Origin of the sequence: Ruegeria sp. B32 (genome assembly GCF_025141855.1) — a bacterium.
Lineage (GTDB): Bacteria > Pseudomonadota > Alphaproteobacteria > Rhodobacterales > Rhodobacteraceae > Ruegeria > Ruegeria arenilitoris.
On the sequence record NZ_CP081106.1, the window covers coordinates 1,522,692 to 1,544,891 of the forward strand.

The window sequence follows — 22,200 nt, forward strand, 5'->3', positions numbered from 1 at the left end:
GGAAATCGTTACAGAACAGGGGGAATTTTGTATACAGGTCAGAAATTATGACCTAAAATGACGTCAAATGCAGCACACTATTCCGACGTGGGGAGGCGTCTGATGAGTCAGCCAAAGATTTCGCTCAATGATCGTTTCGATCTGACCAAAAGCCCGGTGCTTTTGAATGGTACGCAGGCGCTTGTTCGTCTGATGATGATGCAGAAGGCACGCGATACCGCCGCCGGTCTAAACACTGCCGGTCTGGTCACCGGATACCGGGGGTCTCCGCTGGGTGCGGTCGATCTTCAAATGTCGCGCGCCGAAAAGCAATTGGCCGAGTGCGATGTGACCTTTCAATACGGTCTGAACGAGGACCTGGCCGCCACAGCCCTGTGGGGCAGCCAGCAGGCGGGTTTGCGCGGCGATGGAAAATATGACGGCGTGTTCGGCCTGTGGTACGGCAAGGGTCCGGGCGTGGACCGGTCCGGTGACGTGATGCGCCACGCCAACATGGCCGGCAGCGCCAAGCATGGCGGCGTGCTGATGGCGATGGGCGACGATCACACGGGCGAAAGCTCGACCGTGCTGCACCAATCGGAATGGTCGCTGGTCGACATGTACATGCCCGTGGTCAGCCCGGCCGGAGTGCAGGAAATCCTCGACTATGGAATCTACGGCTTTGCCCTCAGCCGGTTTGCCGGGGTCTGGGTCGGGCTCAAGACGATGAAGGACACGATCGAGGTGACCTCGGTCGTGGATGGCCGGCCCGATCGGATGCAACTGGTGACGCCGGAATTCGACATGCCTGAGGGCGGGCTAAACATTCGGCTGGGCGACACGCCGCACCTGCAGGAGGCGCGGATCATCGACTACAAGCGGTTCGCGGCGGAGGTGTTCTCGCACGCCAACCGGATGGACCGGCGGGTCTGGGGCAAGCCGGGCGCCAAGATTGGCATTGCCGCGGCGGGCAAGAACTGGCTGGACCTGGTCCACGCCATGTCGCTGCTGAACATCGACGAGGCCGAGGCCGAACGGTTGGGGATCACCACCTACAAGATCGGTCAGACCTTCCCACTGGACATGAAGGGGTTCCACGATTGGGCCGAGGGGCTGGACCTGATCATCATCGTCGAAGAAAAGCGCAAGCTGATCGAAGTGCAGGTCAAAGAAGCGATCTTCGACGATCGTCGCGGACGTCGCGTGTACGGCTGGTACAAGGGCGGGGCAGGCACGCTGCACCGGGAAGAGCTGTTCCCGACCCGTGGCGCGCTTGACCCAATCATGATCGCCGAGAAGCTCGGCGAGATCCTCATTGAGGAAGGCCGCGAAACCGACGGAATCCGCGCAGGGCTGGCCAGCCTGCAGGAAGCGCGGCGCAACGACAACGCGCAAGAGATCGCGACGCGGCTGCCCTATTTCTGCTCGGGCTGTCCGCATAATAGCTCGACCAAAGTGCCGGAGGGCAGCCGGGCCTATGCCGGCATCGGCTGTCACTACATGGTGCAGTGGATGGATCGCGAGACCACCGGCTTTACCCAGATGGGCGGCGAAGGCGCCAACTGGATCGGTGAGGCGCCGTTCTCGACCACGAAACACGTGTTCCAGAACCTGGGCGATGGCACCTACAACCACTCGGGCGTTCAGGCGATCCGGGCGGCGCTGGCGGCCGAAACCAACATCACCTTCAAGATCCTGTTCAACGACGCGGTCGCCATGACCGGCGGGCAGGAGAACGAGGGCCATCTGACCGCCGAGCGCATCGTGCGTGAGGTCAAGGCCATGGGCGTCCAGCATGTGGCCGTCGTCTATGACGAAAAGGAAGACGTGAACTTCAAGGCGCTGCCCGGCGACGTGGAAACGCACGAACGGGCCGAGCTGATGGCGGTTCAGAACAAGTTCCGTGAGATCGAAGGCGTGTCGGTCATCGTCTACGTCCAGACCTGCGCCGCCGAGAAACGCCGCCGCCGTAAGCGCGGCACCTTCCCGGACCCGGACAAGCGCGTCTTCATCAACTCGGACATCTGCGAAGGCTGCGGCGATTGCGGGGTGCAGTCGAACTGTGTCTCGATCGTGCCCAAGGAAACCGAGCTGGGACGAAAGCGGGCGATCGACCAGTCCAGCTGCAACAAGGATTTCTCGTGCCTCAACGGGTTTTGCCCGTCCTTCGTCACACTGGAAGGCGCCAAGATCCGCAAGGAAGCCACCACCGAGATCGACATCCCGCATCTGCCGCAGCCGGTTCTGCCGCGGATCGAGGGCACGCATAACGTGGTCATCACGGGCGTCGGCGGCACCGGCGTCGTGACCATCGGGGCGGTTCTGGCGCAGGCCGCGCAGATCGACGGCAAAGGCGCGGGCATGATGGAAATGGCCGGGTTGGCGCAGAAGGGGGGCGCGGTGCATATCCACTGTCGCCTGGCCAACAAGCCCGAGGACATCAGCGCCATCCGCGTGGCTACAGGCGAGGCGCATGCGCTGATAGGCGGCGACCTCGTGGTGTCGGCCGGGGCCAAGACGCTGGGTCTGACGCGCACTGGTCAGACCGGCGCGGTGGTCAACAGCCACGAGATCATCACCGGCGACTTCACCCGCAACACCGAATTCCAGATCCCGGTCGATCGACTGGAACTGGCGCTGGAAGCGCGGCTGAAGGACGGGCTGGCCCTGTTCGACGCGACCGAGCTGGCGCGCGCGGTGATGGGCGATTCGATCTATTCCAACATGATGGTGTTCGGGGCGGCGTGGCAGCGCGGTCTGCTGCCGGTCAGCCACGAGGCGATCATGGCCGCGATCGAGCTGAACGGCGCCGCGGTCGAGCGCAACAAGCGCGCCTTCGAGGTAGGCCGCTGGGCGGTTCTACACCCCGATGAGGTGGCGCGCATCGTGACCCCCTCGGTGACCGAGTTGCCCAAGACGCCCGAGCAGGCCATCGCCTTCCGTGCCGATCATCTGGTGGCCTATCAGGGTAAACGATTGTCAAAACGCTATCTCAAGCTGGTCGAGTCGATCGAAGACCCGAAGGTCCGGGATGCCGTCGCGCGTGGGTATCACAAGCTGTTGTCCTACAAGGACGAATACGAGGTGGCCCGCCTGCTGCTGGACAGCCGCGACAAGGCTGCCGCCGAATTTGACGGCGACATCAAGATGACCTTCCACTTGGCGCCGCCGATCCTGGGGGGCAAAGGGCCGGACGGGCGTCCGCGCAAGCGGCAGTTCGGCGAATGGCTGCTGGGGCCGATGAAGGTTCTGGCAAAGCTGAAGGGACTGCGCGGCACTCCGCTGGACATCTTCGGCTATACCGCCGAGCGCCGGATGGAACGGGCCTTGATCCGTCAGTATGAGACGGACATGAAAGAGGTTCTGCCCAAGCTGGATGACAACACCCGAGATGCGATTGTCGCGCTGGCGCGGTTGCCGCTGGACATCCGCGGTTTCGGTCCGGTATTGGCCGCCAACGAAGCCAAGGCCGCCAAGCGGCGCGAGGAACTTCTGGCCGTAATCCGGCAAGGAGGGACCGAGACGCGGGCCGCGGCCGAGTAACGTCATATCGGTGTCATGGAGGCGCGGTAGGGTTCCCGTCCGCGCCGTCCGATGACGGCCACACCGGAGACCCGTGATGAAATCACGTCGCCAAGTCGCTCGGGACATTTCCTACGCCCATTCTGCTGAAACGCGGGGTGGGCGCATGGTCATCAAACTGATGGAGAACACGACCGGTCGGCTGCGTCTGATCCGGCGCGCGGATGGTTACGAGCGCGAGGTCGCCAATGGCCGTGATTTCTGGTCGGTCATGGTCGAACGCTACGGGCTGAGCCTGAACGTGGTGGGCGGGGCGTTGTCAAACATCCCCAAGGACGGCCCGCTGATCCTGATCGCCAACCACCCCTACGGGATTCTTGATGGGCTGATGATGGGGCATGTGCTGTCCCAGACCCGCGGAGATTTCCGGATTCTGGCCAATCATGTGTTCCACAAGGCCGAGGATCTGAACCGGATCATCCTGCCGATCTCCTTCGATCAGTCCAAAGAGGCGATGCGGCTGAACCTGCAAACCCGAAAAACCGCCCTGGATTATCTGGGGCAGGGTGGGGCAATCGGGATTTTTCCCGGTGGCACGGTCAGCACGGCGGCCCAACCCTTCGCGCACCCGATGGACCCGGGCTGGCGCGGTTTCACCGCGCGGATGGTAGCCAAGTCAAATGCCGCCGTGGTGCCTTTGTTCTTTGATGGGCACACCTCACGCCTGTTCCAGATCGCCAGCCATCTGCATGTGACGCTGCGCATGGGTTTGCTGATCAAAGAGTTCAAAAAGCGTGTCGATACCCCAGTGGATGTGGTCGTGGGGCAGCCCATCGGTCGCGACGTTCTGGACCCATTGGCCGGCGATACGCGCAAGATGATGGATTTCTTGCGCAAAGCCACGTATGAGCTGTCTCCGAAGCCGCTGAAGTCGTATGACTATGGCTATGAATTCGAGGAACGGCATCGCGCCTGAAGGGGCAAATGGCAGTAGGCATCTTTGATTCCGGATTGGGCGGGCTGACCGTCCTGAACGCCGCGCAGACACGTCTGCCGGAGGTGGATTTCCTGTATTACGCGGACAGCGCGCACGCGCCGTATGGCGTGCGCGACGCCGAGGATATCTACAACCTGACCCGAAACGCGGTGCAGGACCTGTGGTCGCGCGGCTGCGATCTGGTGATTCTGGCCTGCAACACAGCCAGCGCCGCGGCGCTTCGGCGGATGCAGGAAGAGGGCGTGCCGCAGGGCAAGCGCGTGCTGGGTGTGTTCGTGCCGCTGATCGAGGCGCTGACCGAGCGCCAGTGGGGCGACAACAGCCCCCCGCGCGAAGTGGCGGTCAAACATGTGGCTCTGTTTGCCACGCCGGCAACCGTGGCAAGCCGCGCGTTTCAGCGTGAACTGGCGTTCCGCGCCATCGGCGTCGATGTTGAGGCGCAGGCCTGCGGTGGCGTGGTCGATGCCATCGAGGACGGTGACATGATCCTGGCCGAAGCCCTTGTGCGGAGCCATGTGGACGCGTTGAAGCGCAAGATGCCGCAACCGCAGGCTGCGATCTTGGGCTGCACCCATTACCCCTTGATGGCCGAAGCCTTTCAGGCGGCGTTGGGACCGGACGTGCAAGTGTTCAGCCAAGGCGACCTGGTGGCCGAAAGCCTTGCGGATTATCTCCAGCGGCATCCGGATATGCTAGGCGGGGGTGAGGCGGGTTACCTGACCACAGGCAATCCGCAGAAGGTCAGTGACCGGGCAACGCAATTTCTCCGACGACAGATCACCTTCAAGGCCGCCTGACTTAGGTCAAGGACCGGCCCCTGTCATGAATTTATTCGGTACCTGTCATGTCGGCGGGTGCCAGACGTGTCACATAAATCTACGAGGTCTGACATGACCCACAAAATCGCAATCCTGGGCGCTTCGGGCTATACCGGTGCCGAACTGGTGCGGCTGATCGCCGAGCACCCGAACATGGAAATCACCGCCCTGGCGGCCGAGCGCAAGGCCGGGCAGACCATGGCAGAAGTGTTTCCGCATCTGCGCCATCTGGATTTGCCGCGTCTGTGCAAGATTGAGCAGATTGACTTTGGACAGATCGACCTGTGCTTTTGCGCGCTGCCGCACAAGACCAGCCAGGAGGTCATCCGGGATTTGCCCTCCGACCTCAAAATCGTTGATTTGTCAGCGGATTTCCGGCTGGCCGACCCCGATGAATACGAGAAATGGTACGGCAATCCGCATGCCGCACTCACGCATCAGGATGAGGCTGTCTACGGACTGAGTGAGTTCTACCGTGAGGATATCCGCGCTGCGCGGCTGGTGGCTGGCACCGGGTGCAATGCTGCCACGGGGCAGTACGTGCTGCGGCCGTTGATCGCGGCCGGTGTTATCGACCTGGATGACATCATTCTTGATCTGAAATGCGCTGTCTCCGGGGCGGGGCGTGCGCTGAAAGAGAACCTTCTGCACGCCGAACTGAGCGAGGGCACCAACGCTTATGCCGTCGGCGGTACCCACCGGCATCTGGGCGAGTTCGATCAGGAGTTCTCGAAACTGGCGGGCCGCGCGGTTCACATCCAGTTTACGCCGCACCTGATCCCCGCGAACCGGGGCATTCTGGCGACCTCGTATGTGAAGGGTGATCCGCAGAGCGTTTATGAAACGCTGTGTGCAGCCTATTTAGACGAGCCTTTCATTCAGATGCTGCCCTTTGGCGACACACCTTCGACCCACCATGTGCGCGGATCGAACTTCTGCCACATCGGCGTCGTTGCTGACAGGATCGAACGGCGTGCCATCGTGATTGCGGCGCTGGATAACCTGACAAAAGGTAGCAGTGGGCAGGCCTTGCAGAACGCAAACCTGATGTTAGGTGAACCCGAAACGACGGGGCTTATGATGGCCCCACTGTTCCCATGAGGGCGAGATGAAGACGCTGAAGAAACGTCGTCGTGTACAGATCATTCTGTTGGCTTTTGTGGCTTTGGCCCTGGCGACGGGCCTGATCGGCTATGCCATGCGAGACGGGATCAACTATTTCCGCTCGCCCAGCCAGGTGATCGCCGAACCGCCGGCGCCGAACGAGGTGTTTCGCATCGGTGGCTTGGTCGAAGAAGGCTCGATCGTACGCGGGCAGGGTGAAACCGTACGGTTCACCGTCACCGACGGAGGTGAGAGCGTGAAGGTGGCCTTCACCGGTGTCTTGCCTGATCTGTTCTCCGAGGGTCAGGGGATGGTCGGCACCGGAAGCTACGTTGATGGTGTGTTCCAAGCCACTGAAATTCTGGCAAAACACGATGAGACCTATATGCCGAAAGAGGTCATAGATGCCTTGAAGGAGCAGGGCGTCTACGAAGAGCCGGCAGACAGCTGAGGCAGTACAGTCATCAGTAGGCGGGCTGAATGAGTATTGAAGGGCGTTGCGTGATCTGGTCGTGCAGCGCCCTTCTTCATTTCATGGATTTAAGGATTTCACCGGACCGTATGCCGCAATGGAACACAGAGGTGCGGCATGCAGTCGGTTCAGCAGATTGCCAACAAGATCATAGCCCGCGAGGGCGGCTTCGTCGATGATCCGGACGACCCCGGAGGGGCCACGAAATACGGTGTCACAATCCACACGATGCGACGGTTGGGCCTTGACCTGACGCGTGACGGCACTGTCGATCGTCGTGACGTGATGGCGCTTGGCCGGGATCAGGCTGTCGCGATTTTCATCACGCATTACTTTCAAAAGCCTGGTTTGGCACGGGTGCCCGACGCGCTGCAGCCGACGCTGTTCGATATGTACGTGAATGCGGGCGGACAGGCGGTGCGCATCCTGCAGCGTCTTTTGGTGCAGATGGGATTTTCGCTCGCCGTGGATGGCGTTTTGGGGCCGCGAACGGCTGGGGCGTGCGATCTGGCCGCAAAACCCGATCCGGTGGTGTTGCGCGACGCGTATGGGGTGGCACGAAGGAACTACTATTTCCGGCTGGCTGACCGACGTCCGGCCTTGCGCAAATACGTGCGCAGCCACAACGGTGGGAAAGGGGGGTGGATCCGCCGGGCCGAGGAGTTTCTATCTCCGCCCTATCACCTGAGCATGGCCGAGTTTCAGCAAAGGATAGCCGCATGGGACTGATCGCAGGTGTTTTTGACCTTCTGTTCGGGGGTGGACGCAACGTGGTGCGCGAAACTGCGGAGGTGTTTCGCGAGAACTCGGAGGCCGGTGCGGAACGCGCTGTTGCGCTGCGCGGACAGGCGATGAACCAGTTCGGCGCGGAATTCGAGGTTCCCCGCAAAGGCGGGTTTGACCGTTTCATGGACGGTTTGAATCGGTTGCCAAGGCCTGCATTGGCGCTGGGGACATTGGGATTGTTCGTGGCCGCGATGGTCGATCCACTTTGGTTTGCGGCGCGGATGCAGGGAATTGCACTGGTGCCCGAGCCGCTGTGGTGGCTACTGGGCGTCATCGTGTCGTTCTATTTCGGAGCGCGGCACCAAGCGAAGGTTCAGGACCTTCAGCGTGATATCTCAGTTACGATGATGCGGGCGCCACAGGTCATGGCTAACTTGCAAGCTCTTCACGAGATGCGAGCGGACAGTCCGGGAGCCGCCGATCCGGGGCCGGATGCGGAACTGACGGCCCAGGTGATCATCCCCGATCACAACCCGGCGCTGGAGGACTGGCGGCGTCTGCAGCGCGCCTGACCCGCGACACTATGTGCGCCTGATTGCGGCGAAAGTGATTGGCGCTTGCCCGGGCGCGGGATTATACCCGTGCCCATGATTACCGAGCTTGGACATTTCGCCCTTATCCTGGCCTTCATGGTGGCCATAGTTCAGACAGTCGTGCCATTGATCGGCGCCGCAAAACGCTGGCCGTCATGGATGCTGTTCTCGGAGCCCGCGGCTATTGCGCAATGTCTTCTGACAGGATTTGCCTTCGCTGCGCTGGTGTGGGCCTTTGCGACCTCGGATTTCTCGCTGCGGATCGTGGTGGAAAACAGCCACTCTCTGAAGCCGATGCTGTATAAGATCAGCGGAACTTGGGGAAACCACGAAGGCTCGATGCTGTTGTGGGTATTGATCGTGGCGCTTTTTGGCGCGACGGCCGCGCTTTTTGGCCAGGGTTTGCCACCCACGCTCAAGGCCCGTGTCTTGGCGATGCAGGCCGCAATCGGGGTGGCGTTCTACGCCTTCATTCTGTTTACGTCGAACCCGTTTGACAGGCTTCCCGTGGCGCCGTTTGACGGCCGCGATCTGAACCCCTTGCTGCAGGACCCCGGCTTGGCTTTCCATCCGCCGTTTCTGTACCTTGGATATGTGGGCCTGAGCATGGCATTCAGCTTTGCCGTCGCTGCCTTGATCGAGGGGCGGGTGGACGCGGCGTGGGGTCGTTGGGTTCGACCGTGGACCTTGGCAGCCTGGATATTCCTGACCATCGGCATCGCGTTGGGATCCTGGTGGGCCTATTACGAACTGGGTTGGGGCGGATTCTGGTTTTGGGATCCTGTGGAAAACGCGTCTTTCATGCCGTGGCTTCTGGCCGCCGCCCTGTTGCACTCGGCCATCGTGGTCGAAAAGCGCGAAGCCCTGAAAAGCTGGACCATTCTGCTGGCGATCATCGCTTTTGGCTTTTCGCTGATCGGAACCTTCATCGTGCGCTCGGGCCTTTTGACGTCGGTTCACGCCTTCGCAAACGACCCTGAGCGTGGTGTATTCATCCTGTTCATTCTGGTGGCGTTCATCGGCGGAGCGCTGATCCTGTTCGCCGCCAGGGCGCAGGCGATGGAGGCCAAGGGGCTGTTTGGAATGGTCAGCCGTGAAAGCGCATTGGTGCTGAACAATATCCTGCTTGCCGTCAGCAGTTTTGTCGTGTTCTTCGGGACCCTGTGGCCGATGGTGGCCGAGATGATGTTCGACCGAAAGCTTTCGGTCGGGGCACCGTTCTTCAACGCGGCCTTCACGCCGTTCATGGTGGTGCTGGGCATTGCATTGCCGCTGGGCTCGATGCTGCCGTGGAAGCGCGGCAGGCTGGGCCGCGTCGCATGGCAGCTGCGCTATGCCTTTGTTCTGGCCGTTTCGCTGGCCGTACTGGTTTGGGTGCTGCAGACGGGCCGCAGCGCGCTCGGGCCGGTTGGTTTGTTCCTTGGCGCATGGATCACCTTCGGCGCCGCAGTCGATCTGTGGAGCCGCACAGGCCGCACCGGCGGCTTCCGGCGTCTGATGCGTCTGCCGGGTGCGGATTGGGGCAAGGCGATCGCCCATACCGGTCTGGGGGTCACGATCTTTGCGATTGCCGGCCTGACCGCCTGGGAGGTCGAGGACATCCGTGTTGCGCGTATCGGGGAAACCTTCGACGTGGGCGGTTTCTCGTTCACTCTGGACGGTGTGCGCGAGGTTGAGGGGCCAAACTATTTCTCCACCATGGCCGACGTGCAGGTTCAAAAAGATGGTCGGGATATAGCTACGCTGAACCCGGAAAAACGCACCTATCCGGTGGCCGCCATGCCCACGACCGAGGCTGCGATTGACTACCGTTTTCTGCGTGATGTCTACGTGGTCATCGGGGATCAGCAGGACGATGGCGGCTGGGTCATGCGTACTTACATCAAACCTCTTGCGAATTGGATTTGGGGAGGCTGCATTCTGATGGCTCTGGGCGGATTGTTCAGCTTGTCCGACCGCCGCTTCCGGGTGGCCGCAGGCGCGCGCAAGGCCCCGGTAAGCGGGGTACCTGCGGAATGAAACGTCTGATCGTTTTGTTGTTGTTGCTGGCATCGCCGCTGATGGCGGTCCAGCCGGATGAAGTCCTGGAGGATCCGGCGCTCGAAGCCCGAGCACGAGACATCAGTACGGGCCTGCGTTGTCTGGTCTGTCGAAACGAAAGCATCGACGAAAGCAACGCGGAACTGGCCCGTGACCTGCGCATTTTGCTGCGCGAACGGCTGGTCGCGGGCGACACCGATGAAGAAGCGGTTGCCTATATCGTCGACCGCTACGGAGAATACGTGCTGCTCAAACCCACGACCACGGGGGCGAACCTTCTGTTGTGGCTGGCAGGGCCGGCCATGCTGTTGATTGCGGCGGGTCTGGGGTGGAACTTCCTGCGCGGTCGTGCGCGGGTTGACGAGACCTCCGCCGTAGACGGATTGAGTGACGACGAGAAAGAGCGCCTGCGCCGGATTCTTGAAGACTGACGTGCGGTTTGCCTTTCCCTTGCGCGGCATTTGCGTCAGGGTTCGGGAAATTCTGCGCATGTGAGGACTTCATGGAATACGAAACGGTGCTTTTGGACATCACGGACGGTCTGGCTGTGGTCACGCTGAACCGGCCGGACAAGATGAACGCGCTTACGACGAAAATGCGCGCCGAGATTACCCATGCGATGAAAAAAGCCGCTCATGACGCGCGTGCAATCGTTCTGACGGGCGCGGGTCCGGCGTTTTGCTCCGGCCAGGATCTGGGCGATGCGTCCAGCACTGGCAAGATCGATTTGGAACGCGCGCTGCGCGACGAATATGAACCGATGCTGGAAGCTGTTCATGATTGTCCGGTGCCGACGATCGCGGCCGTGAACGGTCCCGCGGCGGGGGCAGGGGCCAACCTAGCCCTGTGTGCCGATGTGGTTATTGCGACCGAAAGCGCCTATTTCCTGCAGGCCTTTGCCCGGATCGGTCTTTTGCCGGACGCCGGCGGGACGTGGTTCATGCCGCGCCAGATGGGTCTGGCCAAAGCCATGGGTGCGGCCCTGTTCGCCGACAAGATTTCTGCGCGTCAGGCTGATCAATGGGGCATGATCTACGAGGCGGTTGCCGACGATGAATTCGCCGCGCATTGGCGCAAGCGCGCCGAGTACCTGGCCAAAGGGCCGACTGCGGGCTTTGCCGCGATCAAAAAGGCGATGAGAGGCACCTACGAAAATACCTTGCCGCAACAACTGGCGACCGAGGCGCACCTGCAGGGAGAATGTGGGCGCACCCGCGACTTCGCCGAAGGCGTGGTGGCATTTTTGGAAAAACGCGCCCCCCGGTTCGAGGGGCGCTGACCATCAGGCCCGGCGGCGGCGACGCGCGCGCCGTTCGGGCATCGCCTCGTCCCCGGTTCCGTCGCTGGCCGACGAGAAAGGCCCAAGGACTGCAGTAATTTGCTCGAGCGACGGACGGGCGCCACGGGGTTCAGTGTCCAATGCCTTGCGCATCTCACGCAGGTGCGCTGGCATCGTTCCGCAGCAACCCCCGATGATGGTCGCACCTGAATCTCGCGCCATGGCGGCGTAACGACCCATCAGTTCAGGCGTGCCGTCATAGTGGATGTGGCCATCGACATATTTCGGAATACCCGCATTGCCCTTGGAGATCAGGGGGCGTTCGGTTCCCTGGGCCACAAAACCCAGAACCGTGCGCAGGATGTCAGACGCGCCGGTGCCGCAGTTGGCGCCAAAGGCGATCGGCGGGTTGGGCAGGGTTTCGACCAGTTGCGCCAGATCGGCCGAGGTCACGCCCATCATGGTGCGCCCGGCGGTGTCAAAGCTCATGGTGCCGCACCAAGGCATGTCGGCCAGGGCAAAAGCCTCGGCCGCGGCGCGGAATTCCTCCGGCGCGCTGATCGTTTCTACCCACAGCACGTCGACTCCGCCGGCTTTCAGCGCCTCGGCCTGTTCGTGGAACATCTCGACCGCCTCGGCATGGGTCAGGCTGCCCACTGGTTCCAGGATTTCACCGGTCGGACCGACCGAGCCCGCAACCACCACCGGGCGTCCGGCGGCATCCGCCACCTCGCGCGCCAGTTCGGCGCCGACGCGGTTCAACTCGGCCACGCGGGTGTGGGCGTCGTGCAGCTTCAGACGTGCAGCCGTTCCGCCGAATGTATTGGTCAGGAACAGGTCGCTGCCTGCGTCCACCGACCCCTGATACAGGGCGCGGATCTTGTCGGGCTGGTCGGTGTTCCACAGCTCGGGCGCGTCACCCGATTGCAGCCCCATGTTGAACAGGTTCGTTCCGGTGGCGCCGTCGGCAAGAATGGCGTCCTTCGTTTCCAGCAGTCTGGTCAGCGCGTTGGTCATTGGAGATGTCCGGAGTTGTGGCCCCAAGGGCCAAAAATTTAGACGCCCCGTGTCGCATGACCGGGACGTCAAATCAAATTCATAATACTCATGAAGATCATGAGGTGGGCGGCATGCCTCAGTTGGCTTCGCTCATCACCTGAGCTTTGGCCACTGGCAGCAGTTCCGCCATCTTGGCGCGGATTTCCTCGGGGCTGGACAGATCGCCCAGATCGGCGGCGACTTTGCGCACCACGTCTTCGTGGCCGGCCTCTTCGAAATCGGCGATCACGACGGATTTTGCATACTCGGCGGCCTCGTCGCCGCTTTTGCCCATTTTTTCCGCAGCCCACAGGCCCAGCAGTTTGTTGCAACGGGCCTGCGCCTTGAACTGCATTTCTTCGTCATGGGCGAATTTTGCTTCAAAGGCGTTTTCGCGTTCGTCGAACGTGGTCATGGGTGTTGGGCCTCTTCAAGTAAAAGTGTGTTTCCTGATGATATGACCATACGCGCTGCCGGGTGCAAGGTATTTGCGCTGCGTCAAAGCCTCTCGGATGCATGAACTTGCGGGAAAGGGGGGCTTGCACTATGAGAGCGCCAACGCGATGGGACTCATTCCCTCGCCCCAGCCTGGAAAGGTCGCACATGGCGCGTCGCAAGAAGATTTACGAAGGCAAGGCCAAGATCCTGTACGAAGGCCCGGAACCGGGCACGATCGTGCAGTATTTCAAAGATGACGCCACCGCGTTCAACGCGGAAAAGAAAGACGTGATCGACGGCAAGGGTGTTCTAAACAACCGCCTGAGCGAATTCTTCATGACGGGTCTGAATCAGATTGGCGTGCCGACCCATTTCATCCGCCGCCTGAACATGCGCGAACAGCTGGTCCGCAGCTGCGAGATCATCCCGCTGGAGGTGATCGTCCGCAACTATGCCGCCGGGTCGCTGTCGAAACGGCTGGGCATCGCTGAGGGTACGCAGCTGCCGCGTCCGATCGTGGAATACTGCTACAAGGACGACTCGCTGGGTGATCCGCTTGTGACCGAAGAGCACATCGCCGCCTTTGGCTGGGCCAGCCAGCAGGATATGGACGACGTCCTCAGCCTGGCGCTGCGGGTGAACGACTTCATGAGCGGCGTGATGCTGGCCGTGGGTATTCGTCTGGTCGACTTCAAGATCGAGATCGGGCGCGTCTACGAAGGTGACTTCCAGCGCCTGATCATCGCTGATGAGATCAGCCCGGACAGCTGCCGACTGTGGGATATCGAGACCGGTCAGAAACTGGACAAGGACGTATTCCGTCGCGATCTGGGCAGCTTGACCGATGCCTATTCCGAGGTCGCCCGCCGCCTGGGCGTTCTGCCGAAAAGCAACGTGAGCAAGCCCACCCTGATCAACTGATCGCGCCGACTGGCAGGGCCTAACAAGGATGCGCTGTTCCTATTCGGAGCGGCGCATTTTTCATTGCGGGTTTGACAGGTCAGGCCCCCGTCACGCATCTTCGGGTTGACCGACCAACCCGGTCCGCTAACCAAGGTGGCACACTGAATGAGCGCGTTGTTCGATCAAGCGGTTTTCCTGAAATTTCTGGCGGCCGTGCTGGCCATATTCAACCCGCTCTACAACATCCCGATCTTCCTGAGCATGACGCGCGACTGCACACCTGCCGAACGGCGCAGGGTAGCCATGATCGTGATGGCCTCGGTGACGGTGATCGCGCTGATCTCAGTTGCAATCGGCGAAGAGGTGTTGGCTGTCTTCGGGATCGACGTTCCATCTTTCCGCGTGGCCGGCGGGCTGATTATCTTTGGGATCGGCATGTCGATGCTGAACGCGCAAGACCGGGCGCCAGGCGATCAGGCGGCCGTGGTCGATGGTCACGCGCGCAAGTTGAACTTTGCCGTTGTTCCGCTGGCGATCCCGTTGACGATTGGCCCGGGCACGATTGCCGTGACGATCGTGTTCTCGCATCAGCTGTCGGATGGGGCCGAACTTGTGACCCTTGGCTCAGCGATCCTGATCGCCTGTTTCATCGTCGGGCTCGGCCTGCTGTTTGCCGACAGCATCTCGCGTCTTGTGGGTGAGACGATGATCAACGTACTGACCCGGATCATGGCGATCCTGCTGGTTGCAGTGGCCGTCGAGATGGTTTTGACCGGCATCTTCAACGCGGTTGATGCACATTATCCCGGCCTGACCGGCAGCGTGGGCAATTGATTTCCTCGAGACGAAGCGCCTGCGGTCATTCGACCGCATCACAAAGGCTTGTTCTGCGCGGTCAGTCGCGCTATCCCCCGCGCAACGGAACAGGCCCCGGCGCGGCGGGCCACAGGTGGAGTTGCGACGATGAAGGCACGGGTGCACGTAATGCTCAAAAACGGGGTTCTGGACCCTCAAGGCGAGGCTGTGCGCCACGCATTGGGCGCACTGGGGTTCGACAAGGTGCAAGGCGTGCGGCAGGGCAAGGTAATTGACCTTGAACTGGCCGATGGCGCAACCGAGGCTGATGTGGCCGAAATGTGCGAGAAGCTGTTGGCCAACACGGTCATCGAGCGTTACGAGATCGAACTGGTCTAAATTCTCTGACCGTCATCCCCAAGGAGGGTTTCCCATGCGCGCAGCGGTTGTTGTTTTTCCGGGGTCCAACTGTGACCGGGATCTTGCCGTCGCCTTTGAGCAGGCCGGATTTCAGGTCGACATGGTCTGGCACAAGGATGCCCAACTGCCGCAGGGCGTGGACATCGTGGGCGTGCCGGGCGGGTTTTCCTACGGCGATTACCTGCGCTGCGGTGCGATTGCTGCTCAGTCTCCGATCTGCAAGGCGGTGGTCGAACACACCGAACGGGGCGGCTATGCCATCGGCATCTGCAACGGGTTCCAGATCCTGACCGAGACCGGCATCCTGCCGGGCGCACTGCTGCGCAATGCCGGCCTGAAATACATCTGTCGAACCGTTGGGCTGAAGGTGGAGACCAGCGACAGCGCCTTTACTCAGGGCTACAACGCCGGAGACGTGATTCAGATTCCGATCGCGCATCACGATGGCAACTACTTCGCTGATGACGAAACCATTGCCCGCCTGCGGGACGAGGATCGGATCGCCTTCAGCTATACCGACAACCCCAACGGCTCGCGCGGGGATATTGCAGGGATCTTGTCGCACAACCGGCGCGTGCTGGGCATGATGCCCCACCCCGAGCGGGCGGCGGACGAGGCGCATGGCGGCACCGACGGAGTGGCGCTCTTCCGCGCATTGTCGGGTGTGCTTACACCTGCGTGACTTGAGGTCGTGGGCGCGGAAGCGTAGCTTCGGAGCATGAGTTCCGACGCGCAATCAGGCTGGACAAATCTATTTGGCCGCGGTGCCCCTTTGGGGTGGCGCCTGCGGCTGGCCGTGTTCGTGTTGCTGGTTGCTGCTGCGGCAACGGTCTGGGTCACCAACAGCCTGCTGACAAATCGGTTCACGGAATCGACCCGTAACAGGGCTGAACTGCGTCTGGCCCTTTATTCCGGCAACCTGCTGAGCGAATTGCGCCGAAACGCCATCGTTCCGCAATTGCTGGCCCGGGACCCGACCTTGATCTCGGCCTTGCAGTCAGCCGATTTTTCCCTGTCGACGCAGCGGCTTTTGTCCTTTGTTGAGGAAATCGGGGCCGCGTCGCTGATGCTGCTGGATCGGGATGGTCGGGTCGTTGCCGCAACAGACCGCAATCGACTGGGCGAGTCCCATCGAAGTGACCCGTATTTCGTGAATGCCGTCAGGTCGAACGCAACGATCTTTTCGGAGATTGCGCGCGAGACCGGTAGTTATGGCTTTCTCTATTCCCGCAGGATCGAGGCCGGGTCGGAAATTCTGGGCGTGATCGTGGTCGAGGTTGATCTGCGCAAGTTCGAAAACGCCTGGGCCGGGATCTCGGACGCGGTCATGGTGACCGACAGCACAGGAACGATCATTCTGTCGACCGAACCCCAGTGGCGCGGCCTGAATGAGACAGAGGCGTTGTTGCGGCAGCATCCGCAGGGTGCCATCCAGCGCGCAATTAGGGCGACTACCGATTGGACGGCCTTGCCGCCGGACGCCTACGTCGCGGGCGAGGCCGTGATGCGGATGGAGACCCGCATCCCGTTCCGCGGCTGGAAGATGACCTCGTTCACGACCTATTCCTCGATCCGCGAAAAGGTGAACAGCGTGCTGGCGCTCGAGATCATGGGGTTTGCGATTCTCCTGGCGCTGACCTTCTATGCACTGAGCCGCAGGGCCACGTTCCGCATGGCGCTGTTCCAACGCGAGTCGGCGGAGCTTCGCGCATTGAACGCAAGGCTGCAGCGCGAAATCGCCGAACGCGAACGGGTTGAAAAGACGCTGGAAGTGGCGGAACAGACGCTGGCGCAAAGCTCGAAGTTGGCAGCCCTGGGCGAGATGTCGGCGGCCGTCAGTCACGAGTTGAACCAGCCGTTGGCGGCGATGAAGACCTATCTGGCGGGCGCGCGGCTGTTGCTGCGCCGAAACCGCCCCGAAGAGGCGCTGGCCAGCTTTGGTCGGATCGACGGTCTGATCGAGCGGATGGGCGCGATCACGCGGCAGCTCAAGTCTTATGCCCGTAAGGGCGCGGACGCGTTCTCACCCGTAAATCTTGGGGAGGCGTTGGCCTCATCCCTGTCAATGATGGAACCGCAGCTGCGTCAGAGGCAGGTCAAGATCACCCAGATTCTGCCCGAAGAGCCGGTGATCGTGATGGGAGATCGGATGAGGATCGAACAGGTTATGGTCAACCTGTTGCGAAACGCGCTCGACGCCACCAAATCTGTTGCAGAGCCAGAGGTCGAGATCATTCTGGCCGCAGGTGAGACCGCCGTGCTGGCGGTGCGCGACAATGGCCACGGGATCGAGGATATCGAGAACCTGTTCGAGCCGTTCTACACTACCAAGCGGCCCGGAGACGGGGTCGGCTTGGGTCTTGCCATCTCGTCCGGGATCGTGAACGACCATGGCGGACGGCTGACTGCGCGCAACGGCCAGAACGGCGGCGCGGTATTCGAGATGCAACTGCCCATTTTGGGACATGACGGCCTTGAGGCCGCAGAATAACGAGGACGTACCTATGGCACAGGCCATGAAAATTGCCATCGTGGATGATGAACAGGACATGCGCCAGTCGATCAGCCAATGGTTGGCGCTGTCCGGCTATGACACCGAGACCTTTGCAAGCGCCGAGGATGCGCTGAAGGTTCTGGGGCCGGATTACCCGGGGATCGTGATCTCGGACATCAAGATGCCCGGTATGGATGGCATTCAACTTTTGAAAAAGCTGATGGGTGCAGACAGTACCCTGCCGGTGATCATGATTACCGGTCACGGCGACGTTCCGATGGCGGTCGAGGCGATGCGGGTGGGGGCGTTCGATTTTCTGGAAAAGCCGTTCAACCCCGATCGGATGTCGGAACTTGCCAAACGCGCCAGCAACGCGCGGCGGCTGACGCTGGACAACCGGGCGCTGCGGCGCGAGCTGTCGGGCGGCACCCAGATAATGAACAAGCTGATCGGTGCCAGCCCGGTGATGGAGCGCCTGCGCGAGGATATTCTGGACCTGGGCCAGGCCGACGGGCATGTGCTGATCGACGGCGAAACCGGCACCGGCAAGACCCTGGTGGCGCACGCGCTGCATGCAGTGGGCAGCCGGGCGGGCAAAAAATTCGTTCTGGTCTCGTGTGCCGCGCTGGAAGAAGAGGCGCTGGCCAAACGGCTGTTCGGCCCCATGATGCCCGAGGACACACAACTGCCCGCCATCGAGGAAGCCCGCGGCGGCACTCTGGTGCTGGAGGATATCGAGGCGCTGAGTGACACGCTGCAGGCCCGGTTGCTGAGCGTGATGAACGAGCAGGGAACGCCGGCCGAGACCCGGATCGTTGCGATCTCGAACCTGCAGGAAGCCGGCAAGACCAGCGAGGACGTGCTGCGGCCGGATCTGTTCTATCGTCTGGCGGCACTGCGGATCACCATGCCGCCGCTGCGGCAGCGGGGCGAGGATATCCTGACCCTGTTCACCCGGCTGAGCGAGCAGTTTGCCGAAGAATACGGCTGTGAGGCGCCGCAAGTCAGCGCCCAGGAGGCCGCGCAGCTGCTGCAGGCGCCGTGGCCGGGCAATGTGCGCCAGTTGATCAACATCGCCGAACGCGCAGTTCTGCAATCGCGGCGCGGATCGGGCACCATCGCGTCGTTGTTGATGTCCGATCACGAAGAGATGCAGCCAGTGATGACCACCGAGGGCAAGCCGCTGAAGGAATACGTTGAGGCGTTCGAACGGATGCTGATCGACAACACAATGCGGCGCCACAAGGGGTCCATCGCCTCGGTGATGGAGGAACTTTGCCTGCCGCGCCGGACTTTGAATGAAAAAATGGCCAAGTACGGGTTGCAACGGGCGGACTATCTGTAGGCGAGAGTCCAGTCCCTTTTTGGCCTTTCGGCCGAAGTACACCCGGGAAACTTGAAGCCGGAGGAAGCCCGATCTGTCCGTAGATCGGGCTCCTTTGCAGTTTGCCCATTGTGTTTTCCACAGGACTGCTTTTATTGTACCGGGACGGGTCGGGCGCATTTTTGTGCCTGAATGTCCCGAATCATTGAGTTTCGCTGCTTTGCTGCAGGTGGTGACCTTTCCCGCCCGGCCAAGCAGACCGATTGTGCCCCGTTCCGGGGCAGTAGAGTACCTGAGCCCGAACTTCGGGCGAAAGGAATAATGGGCAGGCAGCGGCGTGTTCGCGCCTGTCGGAGAAGAACCGCGATGACGCGCGCGCTACGATTGAGTATACGGGCAGGGGGCCACAGCGCCGATCCCTGCCGCGCGCCGTCCGTAATCGCCCAGACAAGACACCACCCCAGATGCGCCTGTCCGCCTGGACAGGTCAGGACAACGCGTTTGGCGCGGTGCACCAAGGACACATGGCAAAGAAAATGCTTATCGATGCCACCCACGCGGAGGAGACCCGCGTCGTGGTGGTGGACGGAAACAAGGTCGAGGAGTTCGATTTTGAATCCGAAAACAAACGCCAGCTTGCTGGCAACATCTACCTGGCAAAAGTAACGCGCGTCGAACCTTCGCTGCAGGCGGCCTTTGTTGACTATGGCGGGAACCGGCATGGCTTCCTTGCGTTCTCGGAAATCCATCCGGACTACTACCAGATTCCGGTCGCGGACCGCGAAGCCCTGATGGAGGAAGAGCGCGCCTATGCCGAGGCAATGAAGGCGCGGGACGAGGCCGAAGAATCCAAGCCCAAGAAGCGCCGCTCGCGGTCGCGTTCGAAGGCGGCAGAGGTCAAGACGGACGATCCGGTCGAAACGCTGGACGTATCCGCCGAGCCGACGGGCATGGAAACCATCGACCTGGTCGAGGAAGACGCCGCTGATCAGGATGTGCCCGAAGGCACGTCTCCGATGGAGACGGTCGCTGAAACTCCGGTCGAAGAGCCGAGTGAAGACGCGGGTGACGAAACGGCGGACGCAACGACCGAAGTCGACGCCGCACCCACGGAACCCGTCGAAGCAGACGAGTCCGAAGCGGATCTAGCCGACGAAACCGACGTCGAAGCTGATGAGGCCAAGCCGGATGCGGCGGCCAAGGATGACACGATCGAGTCGGTTGCGGATGATGATGACAGCGAGGACATCCGTCCTCCGCGCAAACCACGCCCGCGCCGCTACAAGATTCAGGAAGTCATCAAGGTGCGCCAGGTTCTGTTGGTGCAGGTCGTCAAGGAAGAACGTGGCAACAAGGGTGCCGCGCTGACCACTTACCTGTCGCTGGCCGGCAGGTATTGTGTGTTGATGCCGAACACCGCACGCGGGGGCGGCATCAGCCGCAAGATCACCAACGCCGCGGACCGCAAGAAGCTCAAGGAAATCGCATCTGAGATCGATGTGCCTATGGGCGCCGGTCTGATCATCCGTACAGCCGGCGCCAAGCGTACCAAGTCCGAGATCAAGCGCGACTACGAATACCTGCAGCGCCTGTGGGAGCAGATCCGCGAACTGACGCTCAAATCGATCGCCCCTGCGAAGATCTACGAGGAAGGCGACCTGATCAAACGGTCGATCCGTGATCTGTACAATCGGGACATCGACGAGGTTCTGGTCGAAGGCGAAGGTGGCTACCGCATCGCCAAAGACTTCATGAAGATGATCATGCCGTCGCACGCCAAGAACGTGAAACGGTACGAGGATCAGTTGCCGCTGTTCGCGCGCTATCAGGTGGAAAGCTATCTGGCGGGAATGTTCAACCCGACGGTCCAGCTGAAATCGGGCGGGTATATCGTGATCGGCGTGACCGAGGCGTTGGTTGCCATCGACGTGAACTCGGGCCGCGCCACCAAGGAAGGCTCGATCGAGGAAACTGCGCTCAAAACCAACCTTGAGGCCGCCGAGGAAGTTGCACGCCAGCTGCGCCTGCGCGACCTGGCCGGTCTGATCGTCATCGACTTCATCGACATGGACGAGCGCAAGAACAACCTGGCGGTTGAAAAGCGCCTGAAGGACAAGCTGAAGACCGATCGGGCCCGTATTCAGGTCGGACGGATCTCGGGCTTTGGCCTGCTGGAGATGAGCCGCCAGCGCCTGCGCCCAGGAATGCTTGAGGCAACCACACAGCCTTGCCCGTCCTGCCATGGCACCGGTCTGATCCGCTCGGACGACAACATGGCTCTGTCGATCCTGCGTCAGATCGAAGAGGAAGGAACACGCCGCCGCTCGCGCGAGGTGCTGGTGCGGTGCCCGGTCAGCATTGCGAACTTCCTGATGAACCAGAAGCGCGAGCATATCGCGCAGATCGAGGCCCGCTATGGCCTGTCGGTTCGGATCGAAGGTGACATTCATCTGGTAAGCCCTGATTTCTCGATGGAAAAGTTCAAGACGGCCAGCCGGATCGTTCCCGAAGCGTCTGCGCCGGTGGTGTCCGCGACAGCATCGCTGATGGATCTGGTAGATTCCGAGGACGAAGTTGAAGACAGCGCCGTCGAGCCGGAACAGGCAGAAGAGGAAGCCAAGCCGAAGCGCAAGCGCCGCCGGCGTCGCCGCAAGAAGAACGGCGGCAACGGCGAGCAGGCCGAGGCAACCACTTCTGACGAAGCTGCGGAAGACAAGGCGAGCACTGAGGCGCAACCTGAGGAATCGGGGACGGAAAAGACCGCTGAGTCTGAATCCGCTCCGGCTGAGACCGCAGTAGCTGGCGCCGAAAACGTGACCGAGGGTGAAGCGGAACAGGCCGAAGAAAAATCGGCCAAGCCCAAAAAACGTCGGGCACCGCGCCGCAAGAAGACGGCCGAAGTCGAAGAGGCGCCCGCGCCGGAACCCGAGGTGGCCGAAGAAGCGGTTCAGGCGGCCGCAGAAACGCCTGCTGATGAGGCTGCGGGTGCTGAGGACAATGCCCCCGAAGCGCAAGCCGAGGAGCCGGTCGAAGAGAGTGAGCCCGAGGTAGCGGCAGAAGTCGAAACGCCAGATGCCGAGCCCGTGGCGGAAGCGCCGGAAGCGGCAACAGAAGAAAAAGCCGAGGACGCCGCAGAGCCGGTGCTTGAGACGGTGGCGGAAGAACCCGAGCCGTCTCCGGCCAAGCCCAAACGGCGCGGTTGGTGGTCACTGGGCCAATAAGACAAAAAAAGGCGGACAGTATTGTCCGCCTTTTTTC

General features: G+C 61.5%; 19 protein-coding genes. 17 read left to right on the plus strand and 2 right to left on the minus strand.

Going from position 1 to position 22,200, the window contains the following annotated elements; all coding sequences use genetic code 11:
- The first annotated feature begins 102 nt into the window (after positions 1-102).
- The 10 genes from K3752_RS07745 to K3752_RS07790 all read left to right on the plus strand — a co-directional run bounded on the left by K3752_RS07745 (position 103) and on the right by K3752_RS07790 (position 11,530).
- On the plus strand, positions 103-3,522 hold the full coding sequence (locus K3752_RS07745; RefSeq protein ID WP_260065984.1) for an indolepyruvate ferredoxin oxidoreductase family protein: 3,420 nt from the start codon (positions 103-105) through the stop codon (positions 3,520-3,522).
- A gap of 76 nt (positions 3,523-3,598) precedes the next feature.
- Positions 3,599-4,477 carry a lysophospholipid acyltransferase family protein gene (locus K3752_RS07750; RefSeq protein ID WP_260065986.1) on the plus strand — a complete coding sequence of 293 codons (879 nt, stop codon included), beginning with the start codon at positions 3,599-3,601 and terminating at the stop codon, positions 4,475-4,477.
- An 8-nt stretch (positions 4,478-4,485) separates the two neighbouring features.
- Complete coding sequence (locus K3752_RS07755; RefSeq protein ID WP_170357695.1) at positions 4,486-5,295, plus strand: glutamate racemase; 810 nt, start codon at positions 4,486-4,488, stop codon at positions 5,293-5,295.
- A 93-nt stretch (positions 5,296-5,388) separates the two neighbouring features.
- Positions 5,389-6,417 (plus strand): N-acetyl-gamma-glutamyl-phosphate reductase, encoded by a 1,029-nt coding sequence (argC, locus tag K3752_RS07760; protein ID WP_260065989.1) that lies wholly within the window; start codon positions 5,389-5,391, stop codon positions 6,415-6,417.
- A 7-nt stretch (positions 6,418-6,424) separates the two neighbouring features.
- On the plus strand, positions 6,425-6,871 hold the full coding sequence (gene ccmE, locus K3752_RS07765; protein ID WP_170338751.1) for a cytochrome c maturation protein CcmE: 447 nt from the start codon (positions 6,425-6,427) through the stop codon (positions 6,869-6,871).
- 138 nt (positions 6,872-7,009) lie between these two features.
- Positions 7,010-7,621, plus strand: coding sequence for a holin-associated N-acetylmuramidase (locus tag K3752_RS07770; RefSeq protein ID WP_260065992.1), 612 nt, complete (start codon positions 7,010-7,012; stop codon positions 7,619-7,621).
- Positions 7,612-8,190, plus strand: coding sequence for a holin family protein (locus tag K3752_RS07775; RefSeq protein WP_260065994.1), 579 nt, complete (start codon positions 7,612-7,614; stop codon positions 8,188-8,190). Before K3752_RS07770 ends, K3752_RS07775 begins: the two co-directional genes overlap by 10 nt.
- A 75-nt stretch (positions 8,191-8,265) precedes the next feature.
- Positions 8,266-10,230 carry a heme lyase CcmF/NrfE family subunit gene (locus K3752_RS07780; protein ID WP_260066275.1) on the plus strand — a complete coding sequence of 655 codons (1,965 nt, stop codon included), beginning with the start codon at positions 8,266-8,268 and terminating at the stop codon, positions 10,228-10,230.
- On the plus strand, positions 10,227-10,682 hold the full coding sequence (locus tag K3752_RS07785) for a cytochrome c-type biogenesis protein (protein ID WP_170338745.1): 456 nt from the start codon (positions 10,227-10,229) through the stop codon (positions 10,680-10,682). The genes K3752_RS07780 and K3752_RS07785 overlap by 4 nt, the downstream gene beginning before the upstream one ends.
- A 71-nt stretch (positions 10,683-10,753) precedes the next feature.
- Positions 10,754-11,530, plus strand: a complete 777-nt coding sequence (locus tag K3752_RS07790; protein WP_093961976.1) for an enoyl-CoA hydratase-related protein — start codon at positions 10,754-10,756, stop codon at positions 11,528-11,530.
- Positions 11,531-11,533: 3 nt separating this feature from the next.
- Here K3752_RS07790 and bmt read toward each other — a convergent pair whose 3' ends face one another.
- Together bmt and K3752_RS07800 are read right to left on the minus strand one after the other, a co-directional pair.
- Positions 11,534-12,547, minus strand: coding sequence for a betaine--homocysteine S-methyltransferase (bmt, locus tag K3752_RS07795; protein ID WP_170403270.1), 1,014 nt, complete (start codon positions 12,545-12,547; stop codon positions 11,534-11,536).
- Between the two features lie 118 nt (positions 12,548-12,665).
- On the minus strand, positions 12,666-12,983 hold the full coding sequence (locus tag K3752_RS07800) for a DUF1476 domain-containing protein (RefSeq protein WP_170403268.1): 318 nt from the start codon (positions 12,981-12,983) through the stop codon (positions 12,666-12,668).
- A gap of 188 nt (positions 12,984-13,171) precedes the next feature.
- On the opposite strand from K3752_RS07800, the gene purC reads away from it, so the two are divergent.
- The 7 genes from purC to K3752_RS07835 all read left to right on the plus strand — a co-directional run bounded on the left by purC (position 13,172) and on the right by K3752_RS07835 (position 22,163).
- The gene (purC, locus tag K3752_RS07805) at positions 13,172-13,927 is read left to right on the plus strand and encodes a phosphoribosylaminoimidazolesuccinocarboxamide synthase (RefSeq protein WP_170338739.1); all 756 of its coding nucleotides are present in this window, start codon (positions 13,172-13,174) and stop codon (positions 13,925-13,927) included.
- Between the two features lie 147 nt (positions 13,928-14,074).
- Positions 14,075-14,743, plus strand: a complete 669-nt coding sequence (locus tag K3752_RS07810; RefSeq protein ID WP_170367058.1) for a MarC family protein — start codon at positions 14,075-14,077, stop codon at positions 14,741-14,743.
- A 129-nt stretch (positions 14,744-14,872) separates the two neighbouring features.
- Complete coding sequence (gene purS / locus K3752_RS07815; RefSeq protein ID WP_093961981.1) at positions 14,873-15,103, plus strand: phosphoribosylformylglycinamidine synthase subunit PurS; 231 nt, start codon at positions 14,873-14,875, stop codon at positions 15,101-15,103.
- 34 nt (positions 15,104-15,137) lie between these two features.
- The gene (gene purQ, locus K3752_RS07820) at positions 15,138-15,806 is read left to right on the plus strand and encodes a phosphoribosylformylglycinamidine synthase subunit PurQ (RefSeq protein WP_170357712.1); all 669 of its coding nucleotides are present in this window, start codon (positions 15,138-15,140) and stop codon (positions 15,804-15,806) included.
- 36 nt (positions 15,807-15,842) lie between these two features.
- Positions 15,843-17,615 (plus strand): ATP-binding protein, encoded by a 1,773-nt coding sequence (locus tag K3752_RS07825; protein ID WP_093961983.1) that lies wholly within the window; start codon positions 15,843-15,845, stop codon positions 17,613-17,615.
- Between the two features lie 13 nt (positions 17,616-17,628).
- Positions 17,629-18,963 carry a sigma-54 dependent transcriptional regulator gene (locus K3752_RS07830; RefSeq protein ID WP_093961984.1) on the plus strand — a complete coding sequence of 445 codons (1,335 nt, stop codon included), beginning with the start codon at positions 17,629-17,631 and terminating at the stop codon, positions 18,961-18,963.
- Positions 18,964-19,466: 503 nt separating this feature from the next.
- Positions 19,467-22,163: a ribonuclease E/G gene (locus K3752_RS07835; protein ID WP_260066005.1), complete on the plus strand. Its 2,697-nt coding sequence runs from the start codon at positions 19,467-19,469 to the stop codon at positions 22,161-22,163.
- Positions 22,164-22,200 lie beyond the last annotated feature (37 nt).

Bases quoted from the DNA above. Each gene is read 5' to 3' on its own strand.
- argC (WP_260065989.1), top strand. From the start codon at position 5,389: ATGACCCACAAAATCGCAATCCTGGGCGCTTCGGGCTATACCGGTGCC.
- K3752_RS07775 (WP_260065994.1), top strand. From the start codon at position 7,612: ATGGGACTGATCGCAGGTGTTTTTGACCTTCTGTTCGGGGGTGGACGC.
- bmt (WP_170403270.1), bottom strand. From the start codon at position 12,547: ATGACCAACGCGCTGACCAGACTGCTGGAAACGAAGGACGCCATTCTT.
- purS (WP_093961981.1), top strand. From the start codon at position 14,873: ATGAAGGCACGGGTGCACGTAATGCTCAAAAACGGGGTTCTGGACCCT.
- K3752_RS07830 (WP_093961984.1), top strand. From the start codon at position 17,629: ATGGCACAGGCCATGAAAATTGCCATCGTGGATGATGAACAGGACATG.
- K3752_RS07755 (WP_170357695.1), top strand. From the start codon at position 4,486: ATGGCAGTAGGCATCTTTGATTCCGGATTGGGCGGGCTGACCGTCCTG.
- K3752_RS07785 (WP_170338745.1), top strand. From the start codon at position 10,227: ATGAAACGTCTGATCGTTTTGTTGTTGTTGCTGGCATCGCCGCTGATG.
- K3752_RS07800 (WP_170403268.1), bottom strand. From the start codon at position 12,983: ATGACCACGTTCGACGAACGCGAAAACGCCTTTGAAGCAAAATTCGCC.
- purC (WP_170338739.1), top strand. From the start codon at position 13,172: ATGGCGCGTCGCAAGAAGATTTACGAAGGCAAGGCCAAGATCCTGTAC.
- K3752_RS07770 (WP_260065992.1), top strand. From the start codon at position 7,010: ATGCAGTCGGTTCAGCAGATTGCCAACAAGATCATAGCCCGCGAGGGC.
- K3752_RS07810 (WP_170367058.1), top strand. From the start codon at position 14,075: ATGAGCGCGTTGTTCGATCAAGCGGTTTTCCTGAAATTTCTGGCGGCC.
- K3752_RS07825 (WP_093961983.1), top strand. From the start codon at position 15,843: ATGAGTTCCGACGCGCAATCAGGCTGGACAAATCTATTTGGCCGCGGT.
- ccmE (WP_170338751.1), top strand. From the start codon at position 6,425: ATGAAGACGCTGAAGAAACGTCGTCGTGTACAGATCATTCTGTTGGCT.
- K3752_RS07780 (WP_260066275.1), top strand. From the start codon at position 8,266: ATGATTACCGAGCTTGGACATTTCGCCCTTATCCTGGCCTTCATGGTG.
- K3752_RS07745 (WP_260065984.1), top strand. From the start codon at position 103: ATGAGTCAGCCAAAGATTTCGCTCAATGATCGTTTCGATCTGACCAAA.
- K3752_RS07750 (WP_260065986.1), top strand. From the start codon at position 3,599: ATGAAATCACGTCGCCAAGTCGCTCGGGACATTTCCTACGCCCATTCT.
- K3752_RS07835 (WP_260066005.1), top strand. From the start codon at position 19,467: ATGGCAAAGAAAATGCTTATCGATGCCACCCACGCGGAGGAGACCCGC.
- purQ (WP_170357712.1), top strand. From the start codon at position 15,138: ATGCGCGCAGCGGTTGTTGTTTTTCCGGGGTCCAACTGTGACCGGGAT.
- K3752_RS07790 (WP_093961976.1), top strand. From the start codon at position 10,754: ATGGAATACGAAACGGTGCTTTTGGACATCACGGACGGTCTGGCTGTG.